Origin of the sequence: Streptomyces sp. NBC_00078 (genome assembly GCF_026343335.1) — a bacterium.
Classification (GTDB): Bacteria; Actinomycetota; Actinomycetes; order Streptomycetales; family Streptomycetaceae; genus Streptomyces.
The window spans coordinates 6,261,431-6,285,817 of record NZ_JAPELX010000001.1; the positions used below are offsets into that span (position 1 = coordinate 6,261,431).

27 protein-coding genes and 2 tRNA genes are annotated in these 24,387 nt (G+C 65.4%); 23 read left to right on the forward strand and 6 right to left on the reverse strand.

Annotation, left to right across the window (positions count from 1 at the left end; genetic code table 11):
• Positions 1-37 precede the first annotated feature (37 nt).
• The 6 genes from OOK07_RS29615 to OOK07_RS29640 all read left to right on the forward strand — a co-directional run bounded on the left by OOK07_RS29615 (position 38) and on the right by OOK07_RS29640 (position 5,196).
• The gene (locus OOK07_RS29615) at positions 38-937 is read left to right on the forward strand and encodes a bifunctional DNA primase/polymerase (RefSeq protein ID WP_266799489.1); all 900 of its coding nucleotides are present in this window, start codon (positions 38-40) and stop codon (positions 935-937) included.
• Entirely contained in the window at positions 934-2,151 is a 1,218-nt protein-coding gene (locus OOK07_RS29620; protein WP_266799490.1) for an AAA family ATPase, read from the forward strand. Before OOK07_RS29615 ends, OOK07_RS29620 begins: the two co-directional genes overlap by 4 nt.
• Positions 2,135-2,326, forward strand: a complete 192-nt coding sequence (locus OOK07_RS29625; RefSeq protein WP_164192116.1) for a helix-turn-helix transcriptional regulator — start codon at positions 2,135-2,137, stop codon at positions 2,324-2,326. The genes OOK07_RS29620 and OOK07_RS29625 overlap by 17 nt, the downstream gene beginning before the upstream one ends.
• Positions 2,323-3,798, forward strand: a complete 1,476-nt coding sequence (locus OOK07_RS29630; RefSeq protein WP_266799492.1) for a tyrosine-type recombinase/integrase — start codon at positions 2,323-2,325, stop codon at positions 3,796-3,798. Before OOK07_RS29625 ends, OOK07_RS29630 begins: the two co-directional genes overlap by 4 nt.
• Before the next feature lie 31 nt (positions 3,799-3,829).
• Positions 3,830-4,477: a hypothetical protein gene (locus OOK07_RS29635; RefSeq protein WP_266799493.1), complete on the forward strand. Its 648-nt coding sequence runs from the start codon at positions 3,830-3,832 to the stop codon at positions 4,475-4,477.
• A gap of 146 nt (positions 4,478-4,623) precedes the next feature.
• A complete protein-coding gene (locus OOK07_RS29640; protein WP_266675690.1) occupies positions 4,624-5,196 on the forward strand; it encodes a hypothetical protein in 573 nt (190 codons plus the stop codon).
• Here the strand turns inward: OOK07_RS29640 and OOK07_RS29645 are convergent.
• The 3 genes from OOK07_RS29645 to OOK07_RS29655 form a co-directional block, all read right to left on the reverse strand.
• On the reverse strand, positions 5,117-6,073 hold the full coding sequence (locus OOK07_RS29645; RefSeq protein ID WP_266675692.1) for an IS5 family transposase: 957 nt from the start codon (positions 6,071-6,073) through the stop codon (positions 5,117-5,119). The two genes, OOK07_RS29640 and OOK07_RS29645, sit on opposite strands and share 80 nt — an antisense overlap.
• Before the next feature lie 249 nt (positions 6,074-6,322).
• Positions 6,323-6,381, reverse strand: a tRNA-Ser gene (locus OOK07_RS29650).
• A gap of 190 nt (positions 6,382-6,571) precedes the next feature.
• A complete protein-coding gene (locus OOK07_RS29655; protein WP_266799495.1) occupies positions 6,572-7,084 on the reverse strand; it encodes a hypothetical protein in 513 nt (170 codons plus the stop codon).
• 437 nt (positions 7,085-7,521) lie between these two features.
• Between OOK07_RS29655 and OOK07_RS29660 the strand changes: the two genes are divergently transcribed.
• From OOK07_RS29660 to OOK07_RS29670, 3 genes are all read left to right on the forward strand, one after another.
• Complete coding sequence (locus OOK07_RS29660) at positions 7,522-8,121, forward strand: hypothetical protein (RefSeq protein WP_266799497.1); 600 nt, start codon at positions 7,522-7,524, stop codon at positions 8,119-8,121.
• Between the two features lie 849 nt (positions 8,122-8,970).
• Positions 8,971-11,496, forward strand: a complete 2,526-nt coding sequence (locus tag OOK07_RS29665) for an ATP-binding protein (protein ID WP_266799499.1) — start codon at positions 8,971-8,973, stop codon at positions 11,494-11,496.
• A 39-nt stretch (positions 11,497-11,535) separates the two neighbouring features.
• A complete protein-coding gene (locus OOK07_RS29670; protein ID WP_266799501.1) occupies positions 11,536-12,660 on the forward strand; it encodes a class I SAM-dependent methyltransferase in 1,125 nt (374 codons plus the stop codon).
• A 348-nt stretch (positions 12,661-13,008) separates the two neighbouring features.
• On the opposite strand, the gene OOK07_RS29675 is transcribed toward OOK07_RS29670, so the two are convergent.
• Entirely contained in the window at positions 13,009-14,106 is a 1,098-nt protein-coding gene (locus tag OOK07_RS29675; RefSeq protein WP_266799503.1) for a DUF1152 domain-containing protein, read from the reverse strand.
• 81 nt (positions 14,107-14,187) lie between these two features.
• Here OOK07_RS29675 and OOK07_RS29680 point away from each other — a divergent pair, with 81 nt between their 5' ends.
• The 3 genes from OOK07_RS29680 (at position 14,188) to OOK07_RS29690 (ending at position 16,466) form a co-directional block, all read left to right on the forward strand.
• The gene (locus OOK07_RS29680) at positions 14,188-14,928 is read left to right on the forward strand and encodes a GntR family transcriptional regulator (RefSeq protein WP_266799504.1); all 741 of its coding nucleotides are present in this window, start codon (positions 14,188-14,190) and stop codon (positions 14,926-14,928) included.
• Positions 14,929-15,204: 276 nt separating this feature from the next.
• On the forward strand, positions 15,205-15,642 hold the full coding sequence (locus tag OOK07_RS29685; protein ID WP_266799506.1) for an ATP-binding protein: 438 nt from the start codon (positions 15,205-15,207) through the stop codon (positions 15,640-15,642).
• A gap of 95 nt (positions 15,643-15,737) precedes the next feature.
• Positions 15,738-16,466: a GntR family transcriptional regulator gene (locus tag OOK07_RS29690; RefSeq protein ID WP_266799508.1), complete on the forward strand. Its 729-nt coding sequence runs from the start codon at positions 15,738-15,740 to the stop codon at positions 16,464-16,466.
• A gap of 44 nt (positions 16,467-16,510) precedes the next feature.
• Here OOK07_RS29690 and OOK07_RS29695 read toward each other — a convergent pair whose 3' ends face one another.
• Positions 16,511-16,774 (reverse strand): hypothetical protein, encoded by a 264-nt coding sequence (locus tag OOK07_RS29695; RefSeq protein WP_266799510.1) that lies wholly within the window; start codon positions 16,772-16,774, stop codon positions 16,511-16,513.
• A gap of 203 nt (positions 16,775-16,977) precedes the next feature.
• Between OOK07_RS29695 and OOK07_RS29700 the strand changes: the two genes are divergently transcribed.
• The 10 genes from OOK07_RS29700 to OOK07_RS29745 all read left to right on the forward strand — a co-directional run bounded on the left by OOK07_RS29700 (position 16,978) and on the right by OOK07_RS29745 (position 23,219).
• Positions 16,978-17,328 carry an SCO3933 family regulatory protein gene (locus tag OOK07_RS29700; protein ID WP_266802072.1) on the forward strand — a complete coding sequence of 117 codons (351 nt, stop codon included), beginning with the start codon at positions 16,978-16,980 and terminating at the stop codon, positions 17,326-17,328.
• Between the two features lie 5 nt (positions 17,329-17,333).
• Positions 17,334-18,695 carry an FtsK/SpoIIIE domain-containing protein gene (locus OOK07_RS29705; RefSeq protein ID WP_266799511.1) on the forward strand — a complete coding sequence of 454 codons (1,362 nt, stop codon included), beginning with the start codon at positions 17,334-17,336 and terminating at the stop codon, positions 18,693-18,695.
• Positions 18,696-18,698: 3 nt separating this feature from the next.
• Positions 18,699-19,328 carry a DUF2637 domain-containing protein gene (locus OOK07_RS29710; protein WP_266799512.1) on the forward strand — a complete coding sequence of 210 codons (630 nt, stop codon included), beginning with the start codon at positions 18,699-18,701 and terminating at the stop codon, positions 19,326-19,328.
• 19 nt (positions 19,329-19,347) lie between these two features.
• Positions 19,348-19,539, forward strand: a complete 192-nt coding sequence (locus OOK07_RS29715; protein ID WP_266799514.1) for a hypothetical protein — start codon at positions 19,348-19,350, stop codon at positions 19,537-19,539.
• A complete protein-coding gene (locus OOK07_RS29720) occupies positions 19,539-19,730 on the forward strand; it encodes a mobile element transfer protein (protein ID WP_266799516.1) in 192 nt (63 codons plus the stop codon). Before OOK07_RS29715 ends, OOK07_RS29720 begins: the two co-directional genes overlap by 1 nt.
• A 9-nt stretch (positions 19,731-19,739) precedes the next feature.
• Positions 19,740-19,934, forward strand: a complete 195-nt coding sequence (locus OOK07_RS29725) for a hypothetical protein (protein ID WP_266799517.1) — start codon at positions 19,740-19,742, stop codon at positions 19,932-19,934.
• A gap of 13 nt (positions 19,935-19,947) precedes the next feature.
• Complete coding sequence (locus tag OOK07_RS29730) at positions 19,948-20,196, forward strand: SpdD protein (RefSeq protein ID WP_266799518.1); 249 nt, start codon at positions 19,948-19,950, stop codon at positions 20,194-20,196.
• A gap of 130 nt (positions 20,197-20,326) precedes the next feature.
• On the forward strand, positions 20,327-21,646 hold the full coding sequence (locus OOK07_RS29735; protein WP_266799520.1) for a replication initiator: 1,320 nt from the start codon (positions 20,327-20,329) through the stop codon (positions 21,644-21,646).
• Positions 21,622-21,816 carry a helix-turn-helix transcriptional regulator gene (locus tag OOK07_RS29740; protein WP_266799521.1) on the forward strand — a complete coding sequence of 65 codons (195 nt, stop codon included), beginning with the start codon at positions 21,622-21,624 and terminating at the stop codon, positions 21,814-21,816. The genes OOK07_RS29735 and OOK07_RS29740 overlap by 25 nt, the downstream gene beginning before the upstream one ends.
• Positions 21,813-23,219: a tyrosine-type recombinase/integrase gene (locus OOK07_RS29745; protein WP_266799523.1), complete on the forward strand. Its 1,407-nt coding sequence runs from the start codon at positions 21,813-21,815 to the stop codon at positions 23,217-23,219. The genes OOK07_RS29740 and OOK07_RS29745 overlap by 4 nt, the downstream gene beginning before the upstream one ends.
• Before the next feature lie 221 nt (positions 23,220-23,440).
• Here OOK07_RS29745 and OOK07_RS29750 read toward each other — a convergent pair.
• Positions 23,441-23,512 (reverse strand) — tRNA-Arg (locus OOK07_RS29750).
• A 230-nt stretch (positions 23,513-23,742) separates the two neighbouring features.
• Between OOK07_RS29750 and OOK07_RS29755 the strand changes: the two genes are divergently transcribed.
• A complete protein-coding gene (locus tag OOK07_RS29755; RefSeq protein ID WP_406313379.1) occupies positions 23,743-24,309 on the forward strand; it encodes a response regulator in 567 nt (188 codons plus the stop codon).
• The last annotated feature ends 78 nt before the right edge of the window (positions 24,310-24,387 follow it).

The following is a 24,387-nucleotide window of genomic DNA, read 5'->3' on the forward strand; positions in this document are numbered from 1 at the left end:
TCTCCGTGTCCCTCCAAAGAACAGGAGAGCTACCAGCATGACGCAACTGCACCCCTTCGACCAGCAGACCTCAGCGTTTGACGCTGCGTCGCGGGGCTGGCACGGCTTCCCCCTCATTCCCGGTGACAAGCGCCCCGCCGTCCGCGACTGGGAGACCCGCGCCACCGTCGACCGCGAGCGCATCACGCGATGCTGGACGCACGCCCCCTACAACCTCGGCATCGCAACCGGCCCCTCCGGCCTGGTCGTCATCGACCTCGACACTCCCAAGGGCCCGGACGACACGCCGCCGGCCGAATGGGCGGCGCACGGCGTCACCGACGGCGCCGACGTGCTCGCCGTGCTCTGTAAGCGCCACGGCCAGCCCTTCCCCGCCGACACGTACACGGTCCGCACATGGAGCGGCGGCACACACCTGTACTTCACCGCCCCTGAGGGCGAGCCCCTGCGCAACACCGCCGGGGACAGCGCCCGCGGGCTGGGCTGGAAGGTCGACACCCGCGCGGCAGGCGGCTACGTGGTTGGCGCGGGCAGCGTCGTCAACGGCCACCGGTACACGACCGTCCATGACGCGCCCGTGGCTCCTCTGCCGGACTGGCTGACCGCTCTCCTGCGCCCGGCGCCACTGCCCCCGCAGCGACCGGTCACGGTCCCGCTGACCACCCGCGACCGGCGCGGCAAGTTCCTGAACGCCGCGCTCAAGGGCGAGTTGGCGCGCGTCGCCAACTCCGGCGATCACGAGCACAACAACGCGCTCTACATCGCCTCCGTCGCCCTGGGGCAGTTGGTCGCCGGGGGAGAGCTGGACGCGTACGAGGTGACCGAGAAGCTTGTCGAGGCGGCGCTGAGCGTCGGCCAGGGCGAGCGCGAGGCACGGCGCACCATCGCCTCTGGCCTGCGGGCCGGAGCCAATCGCCCCCGGACGGTCGCGGCATGAACAGCAATCCCGTTCCCCCACCCTCAGACGAGCACGACAAGGGCCGTAGCCCCATCCCCCCACTGCACCTCTACTCCGTGCCCACCGACCCCGAGACGGCCCCTGAAGCACCGCCGAAGCGGGAACGCCCCCGCACGGCGTGGACCGCGGATCAGCTCATGGCCGCGGACTTCCCGGAGCCGAAATGGGCCGTGCCCGGCATCCTCGCCGAGGGTGTGACCCTGCTCGCCGGTCCGCCCAAGGTGGGCAAGTCGTGGCTGTCCCTCGGACTTGCCCTTGCGGTGGCAGCCGGGGGACACGCGTTTGACTCCGTGCCGGTGAAGGTCGGCCCGGTGCTCTACCTCGCCTTGGAGGACACCCCGCGCCGTCTCCAGACCCGCATGGGCAAGCTTCTGGGAGGGCAGGCGGCTCCGGCCGGGCTGACGCTGGTCACCGAATGCCCGCCATTCCCTCAGGGTGGCAGCGAGGCCATCGCCGGATGGTTGGAGCGCAACCCGGACGCACGCATGGTCGTCGTTGACGTGTTCGCCAAGATGCGCGGTCCCGCTCCGCAGGGCGTGTCCGCGTACGACGCGGACTATGTCGCCGTCACCTACGCCAAGCGGATCGCCGATCACTACGGCATCGCCGTGGTGCTCGTCCACCACGTCCGCAAGATGGCCTCGGAGGACTTCCTGACCGAGGTGTCTGGCACCAACGGCATCGCCGGAGCCGCAGACGCCACGCTCGTACTGAAGCGGGCCCGCGGGCAGGCGGACGGCATCCTGCACGTCACCGGACGCGACGTCGACGAAGCCGAGTACGCGCTTCAGTTCCAAGCCGCCTCCGGTGCCTGGCAGATGCTCGATGGCCCGGTGACCGACCACACCATCGGCGACACCCGCGCGGCCATCCTCCGGCACGTCCGCGCCCACCCTGGCGCCCGACCGAAGGACATCGTCGCTGCGCTGCCGCAGCTGGATGCCGAGAACGTCCGCCGCACCTGCTCCCGCATGGCCGCGGACGGACAGCTCACGAAGGACGGCGCCGGTCGCTACTACCCGGACACCGAGACCCGAACAGAGGGCACGCCGGGGGTGTCCCAGCTGTCCGACTGTCCCAGTACCCCCCCTGACCTGCGGGGACAGGTGGGACCGCTGGAATCGGGACTGTCCCGGCTGTCCGACTCCCGTTCTGCTGACGAGAACTCGGAGGGAACTGACCGTGGCGCGTGACGAGATGCTCACGATCTCTCAGGTCATTGAGGAAATCGGCGTACCTCTGTCGACCTTCTACCGCTGGCGGCAAACGAGGAAGGGGCCGAAAGCCATCAAGCTCCCGAACGGGTCCGTGCGCATTCGTCGTTCGGAATTGGAGCGCTGGATTGCTGCTCTGGAGGAAGCCGCGTGAACCATCGCAAGACCAGTGCAAATCCGGGCGCTCGTGAGGGCGAGCGCCCGGCCGCGCCCGAAGAGCCCACGCTCTCTACCGACGTCCGGGTCTGGAAAGTCAGCAAGATTTCCAGCAAGTCGGCGCCTTACCAACTCCGCTGGAAAGTTGCCGGGAAGGTGTGTCACGCGACTTTCGCGACGTCGACTCTTGCCGAGAGCCGCCGATCTGAGCTGTGGCACGCCATGCGTAAGGGCGAGGCTTTCGATGTGGAAACGGGGCTTCCCGAATCTGAACTCCGAACAGCGGCAGAGAAGGCAAAGGCGAACACCCGGCCGGACCCGTCGTGGTGGGATTTTGCCCGTGAGTACATGGGAGTTCGTTGGCGAACTGCCGCAGCAAAGACCCGTGAGGGCCTGGCGGACAGCCTCGCTACCGCAGCTCTCGGCATGATGGGGGAGAGCCCGGGGGCGCCGGATTTGGAAGACGTGCGGCGTGCCGTGCGGTGGGCGGTCGTACCCAATCACAAGGACGAAGAGCCCCCGCCGGACTTGGAGAAGGCCTGCGCATGGCTCGCAGCTCATGCCCTCCCGCTGTCGGCTCTTGCGGACTCCAAGGTCGTTCGAGACGTGCACTATCGGCTGTCGTTCAGGCTGGACGACAAACCCGCGGCAACGGATACGTACAGGCGTCGCCGTCGCGGTTTCAACACGGCAATGGAGTACGCGATTCAGGAGGGGTACCTTGACGAAAATCCGCTCGCGGGATTGAAGCGGCCTACCTCTCAGGGAAGCGACAGAGTAGACCGCAGGGTTCTGGTCAACGAGACACAAGGGAGGCAACTCCTCATGGCTGTCTCATATGTCGGCTCCGTTCACCGCAACAGGGGGCGTCGCCTGGTCGCATTCTTCGGCTGCATCCTGTACGCCGCGATGCGTCCGGCGGAAGTGGTCGGGCTTCGGCTGGCTGACTGCCATCTTCCCGAAAAGGGATGGGGAACTCTGACTCTCCGTGAGACGCGTCCCATCTCGGGCAAGAGTTGGACCGACTCAGGAGATCGTCACGACAAACGGGGACTGAAATCACGGGAGCCTGGCACAGACCGGCCGGTACCGATTCCGCCCGTGCTCGTGGCGATGCTCCGGGCACACCTGAAGGAATTCGGCACAGCCAAGGACGGGCGGCTCTTCCCGAATGAGCGAGGGGACTTGCTCGGCACGTCCAGCTACTGGCGGGTGTGGCAGGAAGCCCGACCCCTGGCACTCCCCCCGGACAAGGTGGACTCACCCTTGGCGCGCAAGCCATACCACCTTCGGGCTACCTGCATCACGAACTGGCTCCGCGCCGGCCTTCCGGTAGCCGAGGTGGCCCGCCGTGCGGGCAACTCACCGGAAGTCATCCACCGCCGCTACGCGGGCGTCATCGACGACAGTGAAGAGGAGAACAACAAGAAGATCGAAAAGACCATGGGGTGGGACATCGACCCTCAGTGACTACCCGTCAGGGGCGCTACAGTCACCGATCATGCGAACGTATGGAAGGCGTGTAGCGCCCTTCATCCTTGTGACTCTGCTGGCTGGCTGTGCCACAAAGACCACAACGACAAAGGTTGGCGGGGTGACGACAACCGTCGTCCAAGACAGCCAGTGGGTCACGGCACTGATATCTGCTGGGGCTGTCCTGATCAGCTCGTTTCTAGCTGCATGGACGGCTCACCACTACACAAGCCGCACGGAGAAGGCAAGGCAAGACCACGCTGACAAGCAGGAAGATTCCAAGCGACGCCACGAGTCAAAGCTTGTCGAGGAGCAGCGAGTGAGAGACCAGGTGATCGCGACGGCGACGGTCATCTCCAAGATGCTCCAGGACTTCCGCGATAAAGCCGGGGCTGCTGCTCAGGCAGTCAACGTCGACGCAGCTGAGCTGTATGACGAGTGCACAACGCTTGTGCGCAAGCATCATGACGATGCGCTCCCCGTGATCGAGGTCATGCCAGACGCTGACCTCCGGGAGTATGCCAACCAGGTCTTCGAGGAGTACGGGTACTGGGCTGCCGACTCTGCAGACGCCATCACGAACGACACCAGCCTGCCCGGCGCAGGCGGCTTGGATAGCAGCAGAGCACGGTTCTATCACCACGCTCGGACGATCATCAGAAACGCCGCGGTGTGATCCACACGCTCCTCACACACAATCAGAGCGTTGTGGCCAACCGAACCGTAGCTCGAAGAGCTGCGGTTTTTCCATGATCGACGTGTTCTCGTCGGTGGGCCCGGGCAGCACCGGGGCGGGTGGTTTCCTCGTCCTGGAGGTGGTCGGTGCCGTCGGTGATCGCGTTGATGGAACGGCGTGAAGTGCGGGCTCGTGAAGTGCTGGACGGGGCGGAGGCGCGGCTGCGCGAGGCCGAGGAACAGGCCGCCGAGGCCCGTCAGCGGTGGGAGTTCGCCCGGATCGGGCGGGAGGAGCTGATGGACGAGCTTGCCGCGACGGGTGCGCAGGCGGCCACCGATGCCGGGGCGGTTGCCGATGTGCCGCAGGAGCCGGACAGCGAGGCCAAGGTGCCCTCGCGCAGGGGGCGTGAGGGCTATGACGAGCGGCCGTCGCAGTGGCACGTGGGCCTGGAAGGACGGTCGTTGTGCGGCATGTACCGGCAGATTTTCGAGACGGTCGTGGCCGCCGACGGCCTGGTGGACGTGGCCACGGTCGCGGACACCCTGGGGCTGGGACGGGAAAAACTCGCGGTGGAACGGGTGCGCCATCGCGCCTATGCCCTGCATGCGAAGGGCTGGCTGGAGCGGGAGAGGGGCCTGTTCAGGCCGGCTGCGGGCCCGGGCGGCGGCCCGGCCGGCGATCGGGCCAGTGCCGGCGCTCGCCGGCGATCCGGCGGGTGAGGGTGATCAGGCCGGCCCACCAGACCATCTGCTCGTGATGGTCCGGGCGGCGTTCGTGGTCGCGGTTGAGACGCCGGGCCCGCGAGAGCTGACCCAGGGTGCGTTCCACGACCCAGCGGCGGGCCAGGACGGTGAAGCCGCGTGTCCCGTCCGGGCGTTGAACGACCTCGACCCTCACGCCGTGCCGGGCGAAGGCATCGGCCAGGGGCTGCCCTTGGTAGGCGCTGTCGGCCCAGACGATTTTCAGCAGCCGTCCGGGCTCGTCCATGTAGCGGTCCAGGAGCGCGGGCGCGGGCTTGGAGTCGTGGACGTCGGCCGGGGTCACGATGACTTCCAGCAGGTCACCGCAGGTATCGGTGAGGATCGAGCGCTTGCGGCCGTCGCGCTTCTTGTTCCCGTCGAAGCCGCGTGACATCACGACCGTGTCCGCGCCGTCGACGGACTGCGCATCGATGATCCCGGCGGTCGGCTCCGCGCTGCGGCCCCTCGCCACCCGGTCGGCGCGGCGCAGCCGCTGGTACAACTCCCGGACGTATCCGTGCGCACGCCAGCGGCGGAAGAAGTCGTACACCGCCCGCCACCAGGGGAAATCCCGTGGCACGGCACACCACTTCGCGCCGTTGTCGACCACGTAGCGCACCGCGTCGATCATGTCGCGGTGGCAATGCGCCTCCGGACGGCCGCCCCTGGACTCCATCCAGGCCGGCATCGGCATCGACGCCCGGACCAAAGCCCATTCCGCGTCGCTCATGTCGGTCTCGTAGTACGACTCCCGCCGCCTTGGAGCGATCGCCCCGAACTGGTGGACGTAGCAGTCGCATTCCAGGGTGATGGGGTTGGACGTCTCGGGCACGGCAGTGGTCCACTGGGCGGGCAACGGGTCTCCTCGGAGGACTTGGTCGACTCAACCGTGTCCCTACCGAGGGGCCCGTTCTTTCATGCCCGCCACCCGCACCGCACGAGCGCCCGAACCGCCCCCGGCTACCGCTCGAACGCAATCCGATTGGCCACAACGCTCTCAGTGCGCAGCAATGAGAAAGAGCGGGAGTCAGTGAGACTGACTCCCGCTCTCTCATGTCGGCATTCGCCCTGGTCAGAGCTTAATTTTCGGTGTCTGACCGGCGAGTGCCCCCGGCAGGATTCGAACCTGCGCACACGGCTCCGGAGGCCGCTTGGAAACTGGGCAACGCAGCAGGTCGCGGCCATGCACGCGGCAGATTAAGCGGGACGAGTCCACGAATAGGCCACGGCTGGCTGAGCACCGCTTTGAGGCCTGGGCCGCTTCCTTGTCCTCCGCGTCGAGTTCGCCTACTAGCCCCCCGCACGTGAGCTCCATACCTGCCACGGAGGGGGCTCACGCGCGCGGAACGCCTGCTTAGTTCTGGTGCTCCGGAACGCAGTTGGCGCACGGCCTCCACCTGGTGGGCATGTGGCCATCGAGCGGGAAGGTAAGCAGTTCCCCGCCGCGGTATCCCCTCTGGAACAGGGTGCAGTCGGTGCCGGAGTGGTAGAAGTCGCTTGTCTCGGTGGTGACGAACTCAGCGTCGAGTTCCCACGTGCCGGGGCGCATGTAGCGTCCGTACCGCTCACGCACGCCGGCCCGGATGCTGCCATCCCGGTCACCCCGGCGCGTACGAGTATCGACGCCGCAGGCTTCGGCGAACTCGTAGACGTCGAAGTTGGGGTCGTGGTAGCCCAGGACTTGTGCGGTCACCCACATGACGTTGGTGCGGACGGCGTCCGTTTCTTTGCCGGTGAGTTCGCGGTCGTCGTGGTTGTTGTCGCTGGCGCGGTTGTGGCCTGCGCGGTCACGCCGGTAGGGCGCGTCCTGCCAGTCGTGATTGTTGATCTCGCGGGCGAAGTCGCGCGCGAGCTTACTGAGAGCCATAGTGTCCGCCGATAGGACGTAGAAGACGCCATCCCCCGACGGGCGGCGTCACCGCCTGTTCGGGGCGGCTATGCGACCGTACGTCCCGAAATCGTCCGAGCACAAGAGTCGGCCGGTACGGGCGGTGGTGTCCTTGAGCACAGTGAAACGGGTCCATGCAGCCACGCCGCTGGGCGCCAAGCAAACGGACCCAGGCCTCTGACCGGGCCTTCTTCGTGGCGCGAGTAGTGAGAACCGAGTGTCAGTGCATGGGCATGGTGGGGCCTGTTGCTGTCGTTGTAGTACCCGGCTGCTGTACAGCTGTCCCCGACGATCCTCGTTGCCCGGGTGCGACTGCCTAGGCCGCATGTCCTGGCGACTTTGATCGTTTTGAGGTGTGTCACATCTGAGGCTCAGAGTGAGGGATGATCCAGTGGAACTATGGCTGAGGAGACTTCGTGGATGCTGGCGATCTCGCTACGTGGGTGGGTTCTTCCTTCGCCGCCATTGCGGCGGGGGCCACGATCTGGACGCTCAAGAGCCAGCGCGACCAGATCGACGAGCAGCGTCAGTTCATTGCGGAGCAGTCGGCCACGCTGGCACTAGAACGGGCCGAGCTGTGGGCTGCTGCTCAGGACCGCAAGATTGCTCAGGCTCGGCAAGTAGGGATGACCGTGCAACTGTGGGCACGAAGTGGAGTCCCGGGAGACGCGAATGGTGAACCCATCCCCGACACCTTCAGGATCGAGGTACGCAACCTGAGCATCGAACCCATTCACGAGGTCACGGTCCGATTCGGGGAACAGGAGGCGCATGAGGCCTCAGCGGCCGTAGAGACCGACCTGATTCGTAGGGGCTTGACCGTAGTCACGGACGGGCCACGCCTGAACGTGCCCGTTCCGCTGGTCGGGGCTGGGCGTATCTACCTCTTCACTTCGGGCCCGTTGTTTGAAGAGGTCGACCGCCACCGTCCGGCCCTTCTCTTCACAGACAATGCTGGCGTCCGGTGGCGGCTCAACGAGCACGGCGACCTACGGGAGTTTGTGCCCGCTGGCTAGTTGCACGTCAGCCCAAGCGACGGTGCAAGACGGCCGTACTTGAGCACGCCCGGCTTGGGAAGCTTGGGTTTTCTAGAGCCAGTTGCGGTATTGGCCTGGGGCGGAGCGTGATCCAGCCTCGGGGAGATCCGTAGCCAAGTCCCCACTGTTCCCCGTGAGTCCCCGCAGGATCTGGCACGCGAATGGCACGACTTGCGCCCTCGCCTCAAGGCCCCCTGGGCGGAGACTCTGCCTTAGCGTCTGAGCCCCAGCCGACGACCGTCAGCCAGGATAGCGGGTGGGCCGCCGATCAGGCGCGCGTGTGCCAGGGCACCCACCACCGGGTCTCAGCCACGCTGTCCTGTGACGTCCGTCAGAGCAGCCGTGCCGGCGGAAGCGTGGTGATGATGCCTTGGGCGATGACCTCTTCGTCCCGAAGTAACTTGGGTGGGGGCGCTGCCTTGGGCTGGTGTGCCTTTCACCTGTGCTGATGGTTCGCAGGCGTTCGCGGTGTTCGCCGTTGTCCACTGACGTTGTCTCGCAGTTAGACACTCACCCGGCCAAGGGCTTAGAAGATGCTGGCACGTGAAGCCAGGCAAGAACGGCCGTACCAAAGAATCCTGACCTTCCTGGCATCGCTACGGTCTACTACCAATGGTCACTGGCTGGTAATCGACGCCATGTGGCTGAAATGCAACGAAGGTTCATTCGCAACTGGTAGCCTCACAAAAGGGATGAAGTACGGCATTACTTCCTTCGCTACAACTCGAGACGCTACTCTTCAGGTCACTGAGCGCGGCAGGGTAGTGACGGGGAGCTGCACAGTAGTTACGATCTTCGCCTGATAGACCGTCAACTGGGGTGGGGAACATGACGACTGACTCAACGGGAACTGCGCACGGGCTCGCTGACAAGCTCTCGTCGGATGATGGCAGCTCGGCCCAAGAGATCCCCGTAGAGATCAGTTTTGAGATAATCCGACTTTTCTCGGAGGGGCTCTACCAGAGCCCTCATAAGGCAATTGAAGAGCTGGTCTCCAACGGATTCGATGCTGGAGCGTACAACGTACACGTTGTTACGCCTAGGTCTCTTGCTGAGGATCCTGCCGGCTCCGATTCGTTATGGGTTCTGGACGATGGATGCGGCATGGACGCCGACGGGTTTCAGCGTTTGTGGCGGGTTGCCGAGTCCACTAAGGCTGCCGGAGAAACTGTGCGTGGGCGGGCGCCGATCGGGCAGTTCGGAATTGGCAAGCTGGCTGCCTATGTTCTTGCTCGGCGACTGACCCATATCAGCAAAAGAGACGGCCGATACTTCTACGCCTCTATGGACTTCCGGAAGGTAGAAGGGCGGCGGCAAAATGATCCTTCGGCCCCTCCGGTAGCAATCGAGCTTCACCAAGTTGAAGAAGACGATGCGCGAGATCTTCTCGCAGAGATTGAGTCCAAGGATCCCGCCGCATGGTCCCTTCTGTTTGGTGATAAGCCTGCCGAGAGTTGGACTGCGGCAGCTCTGAGTGACTTCAAAACGCTATTCGAGAAGTTCAAGCCTGGTGTTCTCAGCTGGGTACTTCGAACTGGCCTGCCGTTGAAGTCAGACTTCCGAATTTTCCTCAATGGTGCCGAGTTGCGATCCGCTAAAGAGGACGCTACGGTGCTATTTGAGTCCCCAGTAGGCGGATCAGGTGACAAAGTAGCGGAAAAGCTCTCGCTGGAAGTCACAGCGACTGGTCTCAAAATTCCGGGGCTCAATGGTGAGATCACCGGCAGTGTCACGCTATACGAGAAACCACTCGCTGCCGGGAAGTCCATGCAGTATGGTCGCAGCAACGGGTTCTTTATTCGTGTTCGCGGCCGTGTAATTAACCTAGAGGATGAGCTTTTTGGACTGGAGGCGCTCAACCATGCAGTCTGGTCCCGCTTCGCCCTCGATGTCGAGGCGGACGGGCTGAGGGAACACCTTCTCTCATCCCGAGAAGGTGTTCGTGATGTTCCCGCGATAGACCTCTTCCGGGACTATCTCCGAGCGAAGTTCAATGAGGCGCGGTCTGTCTATAGCGCTGAAAACAAGAACAAGCTTATCGGAATCGACCTAGCGCAATTGCTCCACGGAGCATCGCCAAGTGTGCTAGGTGACCCGCTGGTCTCGGCAGTTCGCCAAGCAATCACTCAAGAATTGCAGCCGTCTCACTATATCTCAGCACCCACACACGTTGAGGAAGAGAGCCGAGCAGAGTGGTTCGATGGCTTCCGTCTGGAGGTCATGCAGCAACCAATCCTTGATGTACAGCTAACTAAAATGGGGCCCTACGACCGCCTCGCCGAGTACGATGCGTCCAGCCGCGTGCTAAAAATCAACGAAGAGCATCCCTTCATCGCGAAAATCATCGCTCACTCGAAAAATCAGACCCCGGCAACTCTATTTGCTACGTCAGAAATTCTCACCGATGCGTTTCTACGTGAGGGCGGTATTCCTCCTGAGGTAACGGCTGAGGTATTCGCGCTGCGCGATAGGGCGTTGCGGCAAATCGCGGGTGACTACGGGCCAGATCCAGTAGAGGTGTTGCGCCACCTGTCAATAGCAGACCAGGACAAGGATGCGCTCGAAAAAGCTGTCGGCCAAGCTTTCATCGTCCTAGGTTTTGAGTATGAAAGGCGCGGCGGCAACAAGGGCGGCGCTGATGGCGTTCTGGATGCGCGTCTCGGGAAGAGTGAAACGCAGCTAGAGGATTTCCGTGTCGTCTACGACGCTAAGACCACTGCTAGTACAACCATTTCAGTTGATAAGGTGCACTTCGATGCGCTTTGGGACTTCAAGAATACCGAGTCGGCTCAATTCGGGTTCATCATCGGGAAAAAGTTCGCCGGACAGAATGACCCGGAATCGGCTGTAAACCGTCGGACGGCACAGGGTCGTGAGGACCGTCCCATGACGGTAATGCTTACCGAGCACCTGCGCCACCTGGTCGAGCTCCACTATCAATTCGGTATTACCTTGAATCAGATCAGGGCCCTGTTTGAGGAAGCGTTGACCGTAACGGAGGTGGGCTCATGGTTGCAGAATCTTGAGCGAGAGCTCTCCCAGGAGCAGCGTCCGGTACCACTTCGGAAACTGTTGAAAAAGCTGGAGGAGTGCAAAGAGGACACGCTAAGCGAGCCTAATGTCAATGCAGTTCGCGTCATGGATCCGCGTTTGAAGCAGTATGAGCCTGAACGTCTCGTGGCAGCGCTCCAAGCCGTGCAGACGATAGTCGGCAGTCGGTGGATTGAGGTCAACAAGACCAGCGGGAATGTGCGCTTGTCCCAAACAGCGGAGAGTATCATCAACGAGGTTGACAGGCGCCTACAAGACGACCTAGGTCTGCCTGCTGTTGCCGACGAGACCTCGGAGTCGTGATCGATGAGTACGCTTGCCCCGCATCCGTTTCCTGCCCGCATGGCACCCGAGCTGGCGTTACGAGCCTTGGAACGTCAGCCTGCAGGCAGTGTCGTCCTTGATCCAATGTGCGGTTCCGGCACTGTCCTCAGAACCGCTTTGATCGCTGGGCATCGAGCGATTGGTGTGGATATGGACCCGTTGGCGGTGCTGATGGCGAGTGTTTGGGCTAATCACCGTTCGGCGACTGGTCTCGCACAGGCTGCTGATGAAATCACCTCGGAAGCCGCTAATATGCACGCCGATGAAATCCATCTCCCGTGGATCGACGATGACCCAGAAACCAAGAAGTTTATCAAGTTCTGGTTCGCGGAGCCTCAGCGTAGCGACCTTCGAAAGGTTGCATATCTAGTTGCGCGGCGCAATGATCATCTCAAGGCTTCTCTGCAACTTTCGCTTAGTCGCATCGTAATCACGAAAAAGCGTGGGGCATCGCTTGCGCACGACGTATCGCACAGTAGGCCTCATAGGGTAGGCACCACTAACGACTTCGACGTCATGGATGGATTTCGTAAGGCTGCCGTACAGATAGAGCGTCGACTCCTTGTCGAACTTCCGGACAACGCGTCTGTTCGCTTGGGCGACGCCCGAAGCATGCCGTTCGTTCCGTCTGGGTCAGTTGATCTGGTTGTCACCTCTCCCCCTTACTTGAATGCGATTGACTATCTTCGTGGGCATCGAATGGCTCTAGTCTGGCTCGGCCATTCCGTCAGCGCTCTGCGAGAGATTCGTAGTGCCAGTGTTGGGACTGAGAGAGGGTTGAAGAGCGACGGCGCCTTGGAGGGTTTGGTTATTGATACTGACCTCGACTCTCTTCCTCAAAGGACGCTCGGAATCCTTTATCGATATGCTCAAGATATGAAGGGTGTGGTTGCGGAGCTACATCGAGTGCTCAAGCCGAGTTCGCTGGCGGTTTTGGTGGTGGGAAATTCCACGGTGCGTGGAACATTTGTCGATAATGCATCAGTTGTTCGGCGCGCCGCTGAGCAGTTGGGATTCGTAACTCAGGACATCTCTGAGAGGGATCTTCCTGCAAACCGTCGCTACCTGCCTCCACCTTCCTCTGCCGGAGAGGCGCTCGATCAGCGCATGCGGAAAGAAGTAGTTCTTACCATTCAGAAGTGATACGAGCTTCGGCTGAAAGGTAAGGTCGGCGGAGCGGCTTTGGCGCGAGTGATCATGGCCCGTAAGCTTCCGGCGCGTCGGGCAGTCTGCGGACCTGCCCGGTAAAGCACGACGTTGGGGCCACGATCTTCGAGGCTCGCGCCAAAGTGGCTCCGTAAAGCTGTGGAGCCGACCGCCCCAGCCACGACGTACCCCTTCTCTGGCATCAGGTGGCTGCATGCTTTGAGCGCGGCACGGACGCCGGCCGGGCTGGAGCGGGGCGGAGACAGGAGCGCAGGCCCGGCCGGGGGCCGGGCCGCGCGCGGTGAGCGGAGCGAACCGCCTTGAACCCGTAAAGAAGGTTGTTACTCAGGTGGTGGCTGGGATGTGCCACAGTGGGGCTGTGTACCGCTCCGGTTGGCTGTTGATGAGCAGTCGGCGCAGGTCATCGCGCTGTGAGCCGTCGAGGTTCAGGACCTCGGTGAGGTGGCGGAACGTCGTGTGAGTGATTCCGCGGCTTCGGGCCTCTGCCTCGAACTGGGCGAGTTGGGGCAGTACCGACTCGGCGTCGAGCTTCGGCCGTTGTTGCTCCTTGAGCCAGAGGGCCTTGTTGCGCTCGTAGTCGATTTCGGAGAAGCCACAGATCTCGCGGCTCAGTGCCTCCGCTTGGGCCAGGGTGGTTGTCGACATGACGGCGCGGGCCAACTCGTTGCGGCTCAGGGCCTCGTCCAGGTCGACCTCGTGGACCGTCGGGCTTTCGTCGGTGAGGGGGATGGGAAGTCCGGCGTCGCGGACCTCGCATGTACCGCGGACCCCTCGGGCTGTGGCCGCGAGCATGCCTGTTGCCTCTGAGGGGTGCCACTCCAGGACTGGGCTGATTGGCTCTGCGTCCTTCGCCGTGAAGGTTTGGACGACTGGGCCGAGCACGCCTCGCAGGTCCTCGTGTGACAGCTCGCCGTCCAGGCCGGGGCCTGCGATCAACAGGCGGATGGGTGCGTTCACTTGGCCGCACGCTGCCAGTGTCAGAGAGTCGGCGAGTGGGCTTTTCAGCGTCGGTTCGTCGCCTCGGGCCAACACGTCGCCGCCGACGTCCAGGAGATCGATCGAGGTCGGCTTTAAGTGGGAGACCAGATCTTCGACTTGGTGTGTGACTCCCTCGGCGCCGTACCTCGGGTCGATCAGCGCGAACCTGTGCCGGAGTTCTGCGGCGAGTCGTGGGAGCGTGGAACCTGCCGGTGCGACCGGGCGTGCATCCGCCGGCACCTTCCAGACTGCTGGGGTGAGCGGTTCGAGGCCGGTGAAGTCGTTGGCTCCTCGGGGGCCCGGTAGCGGGTCGATAAGCAGGCGGTCCCACGCGTACGTGAGGATCACCGCCTGGCCGCCGGTGTCCCCGTACAGGGCGGCGTCAAGCATTGCGGCGGCGACTGCGTCGCCCCCTCCTCCTGCTGCGACGATCAACCGCGTCATGTGCCCAAGACTACGGGGTCGGCTCTTGACCACTCACCCTATAGTGGCTAGAGGCTATAGCCACTTGGACGAGGAGGGGACATGCCTCAGATTGAGGAGGCGCAGCCGAAGTATCTTCAGATCGCACACTTCATCCGCGATCAGATCCTTCGGGGTGACTTGCGGCCGGGAGACGAGGTTCCCTCGGAGCGGCAGTTGGCGGCGGACTGGAAGGTGTCCCGGCCGACGGCGGCGCGGTCGCTGGAAGCGCTGAGCCATCAAGGGCTCGTCGAGAAGCGGCAGGGCTCGGGCACGTATGTGCGGAGCCTCGAAGTGAACCGCCGGGCAAGGGAGTTGTACGGGCGGGCCCGGCAGACCGGGAAGATCTACACCCCCGGTGAGTACGCGGTGATCACGTCGGCCGGGTGGCTGGACGCGCCGGATCATGTCGCTGAGGCGTTGGGTCTGGTGAAGGATCGTCGGGCCGTGCATCGCCGGCGTGTGACCAACAACCAGGACGGGCCCATCACGCTGTCCACTTCGTGGTTCGCGCCGGACGTAGGGCAGCGGGCGCCCAAGCTGCTGGAGCCGGAACGGATCCAAGAAGGCACTCTGATGTACGTCGAGAACACGACGGGGCGGCAGGGGAGTTACGCCGAGGATCGCATGTGTGCCCGGCAGGCGACGGACGAGGAGGAGGCAGACCTCCAGCTTGAACCGGGATCGGCTGTCTTGATCGTGCATCACGTCGTCTTTGACCTCCAGGACCGGCCGTTGGAGTTCGCTGAAGCCACCTACCCGCCGCAGCGTTGGGCGTTCGAGCAGGGTTATCCGCTCACCTGATGGTTCATCACTTCGGCGAACGGCTTGCGCGACGCAAGTGGCTAATGCCACCATCCAGTAAGTGGCTAAGGCCACTTGATCGGGAGGAGGCACGGTGTGACGAGTCAGCGGCCGGACCAGGGAGAGCACTTACCTTGCCGGAGTTGCCGGGGGCGTGGCTGGAAGCGGGTCAGTTCGCGTACGTCCCTGGCGCTCGCCGCTGCCGCCGACCGCACCCGTGCCACATCGAAGCGGCGCTGCCTCGACTGTGACGGCAGCGGCAAGGAGTGAGCGCGGATGGCTTACAGGATCGACCGCTACCCCTCTGAAGACTCGCCGAGGCTCGGAGCAATGACCTTGCATCCGGCACCGGAATCCGTACCCCGGGCGCGACGCTGGTTCCGGAAGTTCATCGCCCCCTACAATCCGGCCTGCTCGGTTGAAGACTGCGCGCTGATGATCTCCGAATTGGTCACCAACGCCATCCGCTATGGGCAGGCTGACGATCCCTGGGTAGTGCGGGTGGAGTGGTTCCGTGAGGAGACATCGCTGCGGGTCGACGTGCACAACCCGGGCTTCCCGGCGAACGTCCGGCTGAGGCGCCCGGACGCCAACGACGCCCACGGTCGCGGGCTGCTGCTCGTCGACTCAATCGCCGAGTCGTGGCACTCCGGGCCCAGTTGCTTCGGGGGGACGGTGGTCTCCTTTGTGGTCGCCGATGCCTGGCCGTCGTGACGAGGGGAATACCTTCTGTTGGTACTGCGCCGGCGGATTCGTCGCTAGTCTGGTTGACCAGTTGACTTGGCCAATCCTGACAGGCGGCGGCGTTCATGGCGTATGAAGTGGAGGCACCGAAGTACGTACGCCTCGCTCAGACGATTCAACAGCGCATCGAGGACGGCAGCTACCCGCCCGGCACCCGTGTGCCCAGTGAGAACCAACTGGTGCAGGCCTTCGGAATGTCCCGTCCAACCGTCGTCCGGGCGCTGGAACTGCTGAAGCGTGACGGCTGGCTGGAGTCCCGCCAGGGATACGGCACGCTGGTGCGCGGGCGTCCGGCAGTCGTCGAGCACAAGGAACGTCGGGGGAGTGAAGTGCTCGCGCGTGACGAGACGCAGACCCCGGGGCGGCTGGTCGAGGTCGGTCATGTACCTGTTCCGGCGCGCGTCGCCTCTGCGCTTGGGTTGCCGAAGCGCGCCAAGGTCCTCCTGCGCCGGTTCCTGGTCATGGACGACGGTGAACCCTCCGAGCTGGTCTCGTCGTACTTTCCCGCCGGCCTGGTCGAGGGCACCGAGTTGGAGAGTGTTGCCCCCTTGAGCGGCGGCGCCCGTGCTCACCTTGAGGCGCGAAAGAAGGCTCGCTTCGACCATGTGAAGGAGCGTGTCTCGGCTCGGCTGCCTGAGCGGGATGAGGCCGAACTTCTGGAGCTCCCGGACGGTGTGCCCGTCCTTAGCGTCCTGGTCGTCGCGTGCGACGCTTCCGGTCAAGCTCTGCAAGTCTCTGACGTGCTGCTTCCCGCCGATCGGCAGGAACTCGAAGACACTTATCGGCTGAGCTGAGCTGAGCCTGCGGGCTGCCCACTGCCTGGCTGTGATGGCCTGCCTCAGGTGCGGCGGGTGGCGAGTCGGTAGACCACGTATGTAAAGCCAAGGATGGCGTCGACCGCCGCCCACAGGCCGATGATGAGTCCCACGCCGATTGTGGTTCCGGCGCCGCCGGCGTCCTCGCACAGCTTCAGATGCGACGTCGTTTCTTCGGCTGTGGGGTCATCCCGCCCTGGTAGGAACTGCTCGGCGGGGATCCTTGCGGTGGTGTCGGCCAAGTGTCCGGAGGCGGTGCGGGCCCTTGCGAGTTGCGCGGATCCCATGACTGCGGTTCTTGAGCGCGGTGTTTTCTGCTCATGTCGCGCCTTCCTCTGTGTTGCTCGCTTCATGGTGCGCCTGCGCTATCGATGGCGCTCGTAGGTGGCCACTGAAGCAGCTTGACAAGTCAACTTGGCATCCCTAACGTCGAACTTGCTAAGTCAACTTGTCAGGTGGCGAGTTGATCGACTCAGAAGGAGAAATCTCTGTGCGTGTGATCCGCGTTGACGCCTCATCCGCCACGATCCTGCTGACCGAAGCTCCGGCGCCGAAGGTGCGCGACCGGCAGACCGGTGAGATCGCCAAGGACACCGTGAGCGGTGAGGCGCTGATGACCGTCGGCGTTGTCTTCATCGACGAGGGGGACTCGTCGCTCATCCAGGTCACAGTTCCAGAAAGCGGTGTGACGGAGGGCCTGGCCGTTGGCTCTCCGGTATCGCTGCCGGGCCTCATCGCCCGGCCGTGGGAGAGCGTGTTCAACGGCCAGCAGCGGCACGGCATCGCCTACCGCGCGACCGCGATCGCGCCGGGCGCTTTCCCGGTCGCTCAGGCGGGCTGATCGTCGTGACGGACCTGATCACGTTGGCCGAACTGGGCGGCTCGCTCGCTGTGATAGGTGGCGCCGCCTACGTCCGGCACGCCACCCCGGCGGCGTACTGGTCCACGGTCGGGCTGCCGGTCTCGGTGGCCCGGCTGCTGGCCTCGTACTCCTCGACCATGGACGCCTGCGGCCTGACCGTCGAACCGTCCCGGTTGCGGGTGTTGGCCATCAAGGCGACCAGCCGCCGGGAGATCCGTCCCGTCCCACCCCGCCGGGGCGTCATCCGTCCCACCACGACTGGCCTGCGTGTCCGGCTTCGGCTGGCCCCGGGCCAGGAACCCGCCGACGTCGTTGCCTCGGCGGAACGGCTCCGCCACGCCTGGAGTGTCCACGGCGTGTACGTGAAGGACGTGAAGCCCGGTGTCGTCGAACTGCGGCTCATCGGCTTCGACGTCCTGCGCAAGGTCCGGATGCCTCGGCGGAGCGATGGCGGGTTCCTGAAGGTGCCTGTGGCGCTGCGGGAGGACGCTACGGCGTTCTTACGCGACTACCGCGCCGTGCCGCATGAACTCGTCCTCGGCGCAACGCTGTCGGGCAAGTCCATGTACCTGCGGAACCTGATCGCCGGTCTGGCCCGGCAGCCCGTCGCTCTGGTCGGCGTCGACTGCAAGCGCGGCGTCGAATTGGCGCCGTTCGCCTCACGGTTCGCCGCGCTGGCGACCGACCCGGACGAGGCGGCTGAACTGTTGCCCGTCCTGGTCAAGGAAATGGAGGACCGATACGACCTCATCAAGGCCCGACAGGGCATCGCCCCCGGCACCCCCGACGAGGAGATCACCTCTGACATCTGGGGCCTGCCTGAAAGCGAACGGCCCACCCCCATCGTGCTGTTCGTCGACGAGGTGGCCGAACTCTTCCTCGTCGCCACACGAAAGGACGAGGAACGCCGAGACGAGATGGTCACTCACCTCATCCGCCTCGCCCAACTCGGCCGCGCGGCCGGCATCTACCTGGAGGTCTGCGGACAGCGCTTCGGCGCCGAACTCGGTAAGGGAGCAACCATGTTGCGGGCCCAACTCACCGGCCGCGTCTGCCACCGCGTCAACGACGAAGCCTCGGCCAAGATGGCTCTGGGTGACATCGCTCCCGAAGCGGTGTACGCCTCCTGCGCCATCGCTGCCGAGCTGCCGGGTCTGGCCGTGGCCGGTGACACTTCCGGCGGCTGGTCCCGCATTCGCACCCCCTACCTGTCCCTCGCCGACGCTGCGGCTACCTGCCGCGACACCGCCCTCCTAGCCCCGGACGTTCCGGCACTCACGCCCTTCCGGCCGTACGTCCCGCCCGTAGTCCCCGCGCGTCTCGCCTCCGAGACAGCGGAGGACTGACCGATGCGCAACCATCGAATCCGGCTTGATCCGGTCCTGGTCCAAGCCGCCATCGCCGCCGCCCTGTCCTTCGCCCACCTGCACGACCTCGCTGCGGCGGCCGGACAGGACGGCTGGAAGGCGTGGGCCTACCCGATCAGCGTTGACCTGCTCCTCGTGGCGGCGTGGCGACGGCTGCGCTCCGGCATGGCGAAAGCCGCTGGCTGGTGCTGGTTCGTCGTCGCGCTGACGGCGTCACTGGGGGCCAACGTCGCCACGGCCGGTCTGCTCGACCTGGGCGACGTCCCGGCCTGGCTGCGCATCCTCGTCGCCGGGTGGCCCGCGGTCGCCTTCCTTGGTGGAACTCTCCTCGCGCACGGCACCCCGGACGGCGAAGAGGTGCCAGTACCGGACCAGTACGAGGCCCCCGAGAGCGGCGTCACGCCGACTGCCCCCGAGCTGCCCGCCGTCGACCTGCAACCGGCTGCACAGCCCACCGCAGCTGCCGTCCCGCCCGCCCTCGTTGCCCTGGCCCGCAAGGTCGCCGACGACCACCGGACCCGAACCGGAACGGACATCGACACCCCAACCCTTCGTACCCGGCTCGGCGTCCCGCTCCCGCTCGCCGAAGCCATCGCTGCCCAACTCACCTGACCCCGGAGGACTTTCCACCTTGCGTCCGTCCACGCTCCGCGCGCTCAAGCGTGCCGCCGAGCTGACCCGACAGAACCACCTCACCGAAGCCGTGCTGATCGCCGAACCGGTGATCCTCGCCGCCGACAGCTACGAGGGCCACGAGATCTTGCGCTGGCTTGCCGACCACGCCGCCGACTTCACCGGCGAGTCACCAAAGGAGCTCCCCTGATGCCCGCCAACCGCCGCTTCCGCAACGTTGTCCGCATCGGACCCGTCCAGGTCGGCACCGCCTACGACGGCCGCGGACGCGAGAAGCACACCGCCGTCTGTATGGCCCCCCGCTGCGGCTTCTCCCACGACTACGACACCCGCGCCGCCGCCGAACTCGCCGCCCGCACCCACCGCTGCCACGTCCGCTGAGGAGATCCCGTGACCGTCTCGCTCCCGCTGGTCTTCGTCCTGGGCGTCGTCGCCTGGGCCGCGATCAAGTTCCTGGGCGTCCGCATGTGGGTCGCCGTTGTGATTGCCCTGTTCGGCTTCTGGCTCTCCCACACCTTCCTGGCCCCCGCCATCGAATCCGGCACCCGTTCCGGGGTCGGCGTCGTCAATGGCGACAACCGCTGAGAGGAGCTCCGCCATGTTCCGCCCCAAGCTGCCCGACGTCCCCACTCCGCAGTCGCCCCCAATCCCGCGGCAGCACCACCAGCACAGCCCGGCCCCAGCCGCTGGACGCTCGCTCAGCCCTTACGCGGGCCCGGTCGCCGTCGTCCTCGTCGGCGGGGTCGTCCTCACCGCGCTCCTGGCGGCCGTCGCCATCACGGCCATCTCCGTGGCCATCGCCGCCGTGGTCCTGCGCTCCCTGCTCAACAACGCCAACAGGCGCTGACTGGCCGCCGGGGCGGCAAACGCCGCCAAGCATCCCGCCGCCCCGGGGCACGTCCCTCCCAACCGCAGAACAGCCGAAAGGAAGTCCCATCATCACCCGGCAGACTCCGCCCCCGCTGGCGGAACTCTCCATGCTGGCCTCCCTCGGAACCATGCCCGAGCTGGCCCGCCAACTCTCCGGCCTGGGCGGCTGCACGCACCCGGTCCGTCTCGACGGCCACCGCACCGAATACGCGGTCGACACGGCGACCGGCGAGATCGGCCAAGCCTTGCGCCACCTCGACTCGACCGCCCTCCCTGCCGGCCAACTCCTCGTCCGCTGCAACAACCGCCGCGCAACTCGCTGCCAGGCCTGCGCCGAGACCTACCGTCGCGACACGTACCACCTGATCACCGCCGGATTGCGCGGCGGCAAAGGCACTTCGGACCAGGTCGGCACACACCCGCGCGTCTTCGCCACCTTCACCGCCCCCGGATTCGGCCCGGTCCATAACCTCCGATCCGACGGGCGCCCCTGTCGCTGCGGCACCCGGCACGACGAGGACGACAACGCGCTGGGCACTCCGCTGGACCCGGACCGGTACGACTACGAAGCGGCCGTGCTCTGGAACGCTCACGCCGGGCTCCTCTGGCGACGCTTCTCCATCTACCTCCGCCGGGAAGTCGCCAAGCGCGCCGGCCTCACCCAACGCACCTTCCGCGACCACGCACGCATCTCTTTCGCCAAGGTCGCCGAATACCAGAAGCGCGGAGCCGTGCACTTCCATGCGGTCATCCGCCTCGACGGCCCAGAAGGCGGGGACACCCCACCGCCCGCCTGGGCGACGGCAGAGCTCCTGACGGACGCCATCCAGGCCGCAGCCACGGCTGCACGCGTCGACGGCCCGGAGATCGACGGCCGCGCGCACACCTTCGCCTTCGGCCGCCAACTCGACGTCCGCACAATCCGATCCGCCGACTTCGACAACGACCAGGAGCTGACCGAACGGGCCGTAGCGGCCTACATCGCCAAGTACGCCACCAAAGGCGCTGAGACAGCGACCGGCACCCTCGACCGCCCCCTCAAGTTCCTCGCCGAGCTCGCCCAAGCACGCATCTCCGAACACGCCCGTCGCATGATCCGCGTCGCCTGGACCCTCGGCGCACGCCCCGAACTCGCCGAGCTCCGCCTTCGGGCCTGGGCTCACATGCTCGGCTTCCGCGGCCACTTCTCCACCAAGTCCCGCCGCTACTCCACGACCCTCGGCGCTCTCCGCAACGCACGCGCTGACTGGCGCCGTGCACAAGCCACTCACGCCGTGCCTCAGGAAGAAGAAACCACGTTCGTCCTCGCCCACTGGGTGTTCGCCGGCACCGGCCTGAGTGCTGGCGAAGCCTGGCTCGCCGCGTCCCTGGAACCGGCCCCCGGAACGGAAGGAGAACCGACATGGACCGCCGTCGCGACGAGCTGATGACCGTTCGCCAGGTCCTGGACGAGCTGGGCGGCGTTTCTCGCCGGACATTCTACCGCTGGCGGGAATTGGGGCAGGCCCCCGAAGCAATCAAGCTCCCGAACGGGGAACTCCGCGTGTGGCGGAGCGACTTCACCGCTTGGCTGCACGGCCTTGGAGAAGTGGCGTGAAGTCGCACGATGTGCGGGTGTGGGGCATCCGCAAGCGGCCATACAAAACACCGTCGTACGACGTGCGGTGGAAGGTCGGCGACGCGCCACCATTCTCCGAGACCTTCCGGACCAAGGCGCTTGCCGACAACTTCCGCGCGAAGCTGCTCCGGGCCGCGCAGAAGGGGGAGGCCTTCGACACGGAAACCGGTCTGCCGGACTCCATGGCACCGGTCAAAGGCTCCCTCACCTGGTACGACTTCGCACGGGCGTATGTAGCCATGAAGTGGCCGCACGCGGCTCCGAACTCTCGCGACAGCCTGAACGAGACCATGACACTCGTCACGACTCAGCTCCTGGGGGAGCGGCCCGGCCGTCCGGCAGACGATGTGTTGCGGCGGGCCCTGCGCGGTTGGGCCTTCGTCGTCCAGAGCGAGGAAGAGCACGCGCCGCCGGTGGACATCACGAACGCCCTCCGGTGGGTAGGCAAAGCCTCGCTGCCCCTGACGACGCTCAAGAACCCGGCAGACATCCGCAGCGTCCTCGACTCGCTCAAGCTCACCCTTTCCGGTGCCCCGGCGGCTGCTGAGACGGTGCGGCGTAAGCGGGCCGTCCTCTTCAATGCCCTGGCGTACGCGGTCGAGCGGGGGGACCTCCCGGAGAACCCGGTCACGCTTGTGAAGTGGAAGCTGCCCAAGGTGACCAAGGAAGTAGACCGCCGGGTCGTGGTGAACCCTCGGCAGGCTGCCGAACTCCTTGGCGCCGTTTCGTACGTCGGCGGGTACCGCCGGGCTCGTGGGCGCCGACTCGTCGCGCTCTTCGCCTGCATGTACTTCGGGGGTCTGCGGCCCGCGGAGGCCGTGGCCCTACGTCGTCCGGACTGCACGCTGCCGGACACCGGGTGGGGCTCGCTGATCCTGGAGAAGAGCCGTCCCACCGTCGGCAAGCGTTGGACCGGAACGGGAGAGGTCCACGACAACCGAGGCCTCAAGAATCGACCCGTGAACGAGACTCGCATCGTGCCGATTCCACCTCGCCTCGTGCGCATGCTCCGCACCCACATTGAGGAGTTCGGCACAGCCAAGGATGGTCGGCTGTTCGCCAACGAACGCGGGGGAGTGGTCGCCTCGACGACGTACTGGCGTGTCTGGGACGAGGCCCGGCACCTGGCGCTCACTCCGGAACAAGTGGCCTCGCCGCTCGCCGCCCGGCCGTACGACCTGCGGCACGCCGCGCTCTCCTCCTGGCTTAACGCGGGCGTGGACCCCACCGAGGTGGCGGAGCGCGCGGGCAACAGCGTCGAAGTGCTCTTGAGCCGGTACGCGAAGTGCCTCGACGGCAGGCAGGACCTTGCCAACCGACGGATCGCCGAACTCCTCGGGGAGGACGACGGCCAGGAGGAGGAGCTCGGCGACGAGTCCTGATCACTTACCCACACGCTTGCGGGATGATGGCCCCTGGACTACGTCCGGGGGCCTCGTCGTTTTCCGGGCTGACCTGCGGATTCCTGGCCCACGGCCAGTCCACGCATAGTCCACAGCCCCCGACATACAGCCGCTCCGAGCGGCACACGCCTGCACATACGCGAAGACCCCGGCCTCAGCGTTTCCGCTGGTGACGGGGTCTTTGGGCACCTCATACAGGGTGCCCCCGGCAGGATTCGAACCTGCGCACACGGCTCCGGAGGCCGTTGCTCTATCCCCTGAGCTACGGGGGCGTGACCGCTGCGCTGTGGGCGCTGCGACGGGTAGAACCCTACCAGCTGATCCAGGGTGTTCATGAACGGGTTTTCCGACGTCGATCGGGGCGCCACCCCTCCCTGCCCCCGCCGCCACCTTGCTGTTGTCCGCCCGTCCCCCCTGCCGTTGCTCCCACCTTTGTGCCCCCTGCCCCCGTGCCCCCTGCCGTCGCTCCGGCTGTTACCCCTGCCGTTGCTCCCACCGTCGCCTGCCCGCCACCCCACCGCACCCCGCCCACCCCCCGCTCAGGGCGGAAGTGGGGAAAACCCGGACGCGGTGGCCGGTCCCGACCTACTCTCGAGTTGTGCCAGGCGCGTCGGGTCGGGTGCTTGTTGTGGACGACAACAAGGTCATCCGGCAGCTGATCAGGGTCAATCTCGAGCTGGAGGGTTTCGAGGTGGTGACCGCGGCTGACGGTGCCGAGTGTCTGGATGTCGTTCATCAGGTGCGGCCCGATGTCGTCACCCTCGATGTCGTCATGCCCCGCTTGGATGGGCTCCGCACCGCGGCCCGGCTTCGGACCGATCCGCGCACCCGTGACCTTCCTCTCGCCATCGTCAGTGCCTGCACCTCGTACGAGGTCGAGACCGGGCTGGATGTCGGCGTCGACGCCTTCCTCGCCAAGCCCTTCGAACCTGCCGAACTCGTGCGCCTCGTGCGGGAGTTGGCCGAGCGGGGGAGGAGTGGGCGGGGCCGGGGCGATGGTGGCGAGTCGGGGCTCGGGAGTGTTCTCGGCGTGGGGGAGACCGAGCGGGCCGGGCGCGCCGGCGGCTGACAGGCGCCCGTGCCGAGCCGTGTCCGGTGTCCTCCCTGCCGGCCGGGTGCGCCTCGTCCACATCCCGGACCCTCGCCC

Bases quoted from the DNA above. Each gene is read 5' to 3' on its own strand.
- OOK07_RS29710 (WP_266799512.1), top strand. From the start codon at position 18,699: ATGCGCAACCATCGAATCCGGCTTGATCCGGTCCTGGTCCAAGCCGCC.
- OOK07_RS29620 (WP_266799490.1), top strand. From the start codon at position 934: ATGAACAGCAATCCCGTTCCCCCACCCTCAGACGAGCACGACAAGGGC.
- OOK07_RS29730 (WP_266799518.1), top strand. From the start codon at position 19,948: ATGTTCCGCCCCAAGCTGCCCGACGTCCCCACTCCGCAGTCGCCCCCA.
- OOK07_RS29680 (WP_266799504.1), top strand. From the start codon at position 14,188: ATGCCTCAGATTGAGGAGGCGCAGCCGAAGTATCTTCAGATCGCACAC.
- OOK07_RS29665 (WP_266799499.1), top strand. From the start codon at position 8,971: ATGACGACTGACTCAACGGGAACTGCGCACGGGCTCGCTGACAAGCTC.
- OOK07_RS29685 (WP_266799506.1), top strand. From the start codon at position 15,205: ATGGCTTACAGGATCGACCGCTACCCCTCTGAAGACTCGCCGAGGCTC.
- OOK07_RS29695 (WP_266799510.1), bottom strand. From the start codon at position 16,774: ATGGGATCCGCGCAACTCGCAAGGGCCCGCACCGCCTCCGGACACTTG.
- OOK07_RS29735 (WP_266799520.1), top strand. From the start codon at position 20,327: ATGCTGGCCTCCCTCGGAACCATGCCCGAGCTGGCCCGCCAACTCTCC.
- OOK07_RS29740 (WP_266799521.1), top strand. From the start codon at position 21,622: ATGGACCGCCGTCGCGACGAGCTGATGACCGTTCGCCAGGTCCTGGAC.
- OOK07_RS29670 (WP_266799501.1), top strand. From the start codon at position 11,536: ATGGCACCCGAGCTGGCGTTACGAGCCTTGGAACGTCAGCCTGCAGGC.
- OOK07_RS29655 (WP_266799495.1), bottom strand. From the start codon at position 7,084: ATGGCTCTCAGTAAGCTCGCGCGCGACTTCGCCCGCGAGATCAACAAT.
- OOK07_RS29615 (WP_266799489.1), top strand. From the start codon at position 38: ATGACGCAACTGCACCCCTTCGACCAGCAGACCTCAGCGTTTGACGCT.
- OOK07_RS29690 (WP_266799508.1), top strand. From the start codon at position 15,738: ATGGCGTATGAAGTGGAGGCACCGAAGTACGTACGCCTCGCTCAGACG.
- OOK07_RS29675 (WP_266799503.1), bottom strand. From the start codon at position 14,106: ATGACGCGGTTGATCGTCGCAGCAGGAGGAGGGGGCGACGCAGTCGCC.
- OOK07_RS29635 (WP_266799493.1), top strand. From the start codon at position 3,830: ATGCGAACGTATGGAAGGCGTGTAGCGCCCTTCATCCTTGTGACTCTG.
- OOK07_RS29720 (WP_266799516.1), top strand. From the start codon at position 19,539: ATGCCCGCCAACCGCCGCTTCCGCAACGTTGTCCGCATCGGACCCGTC.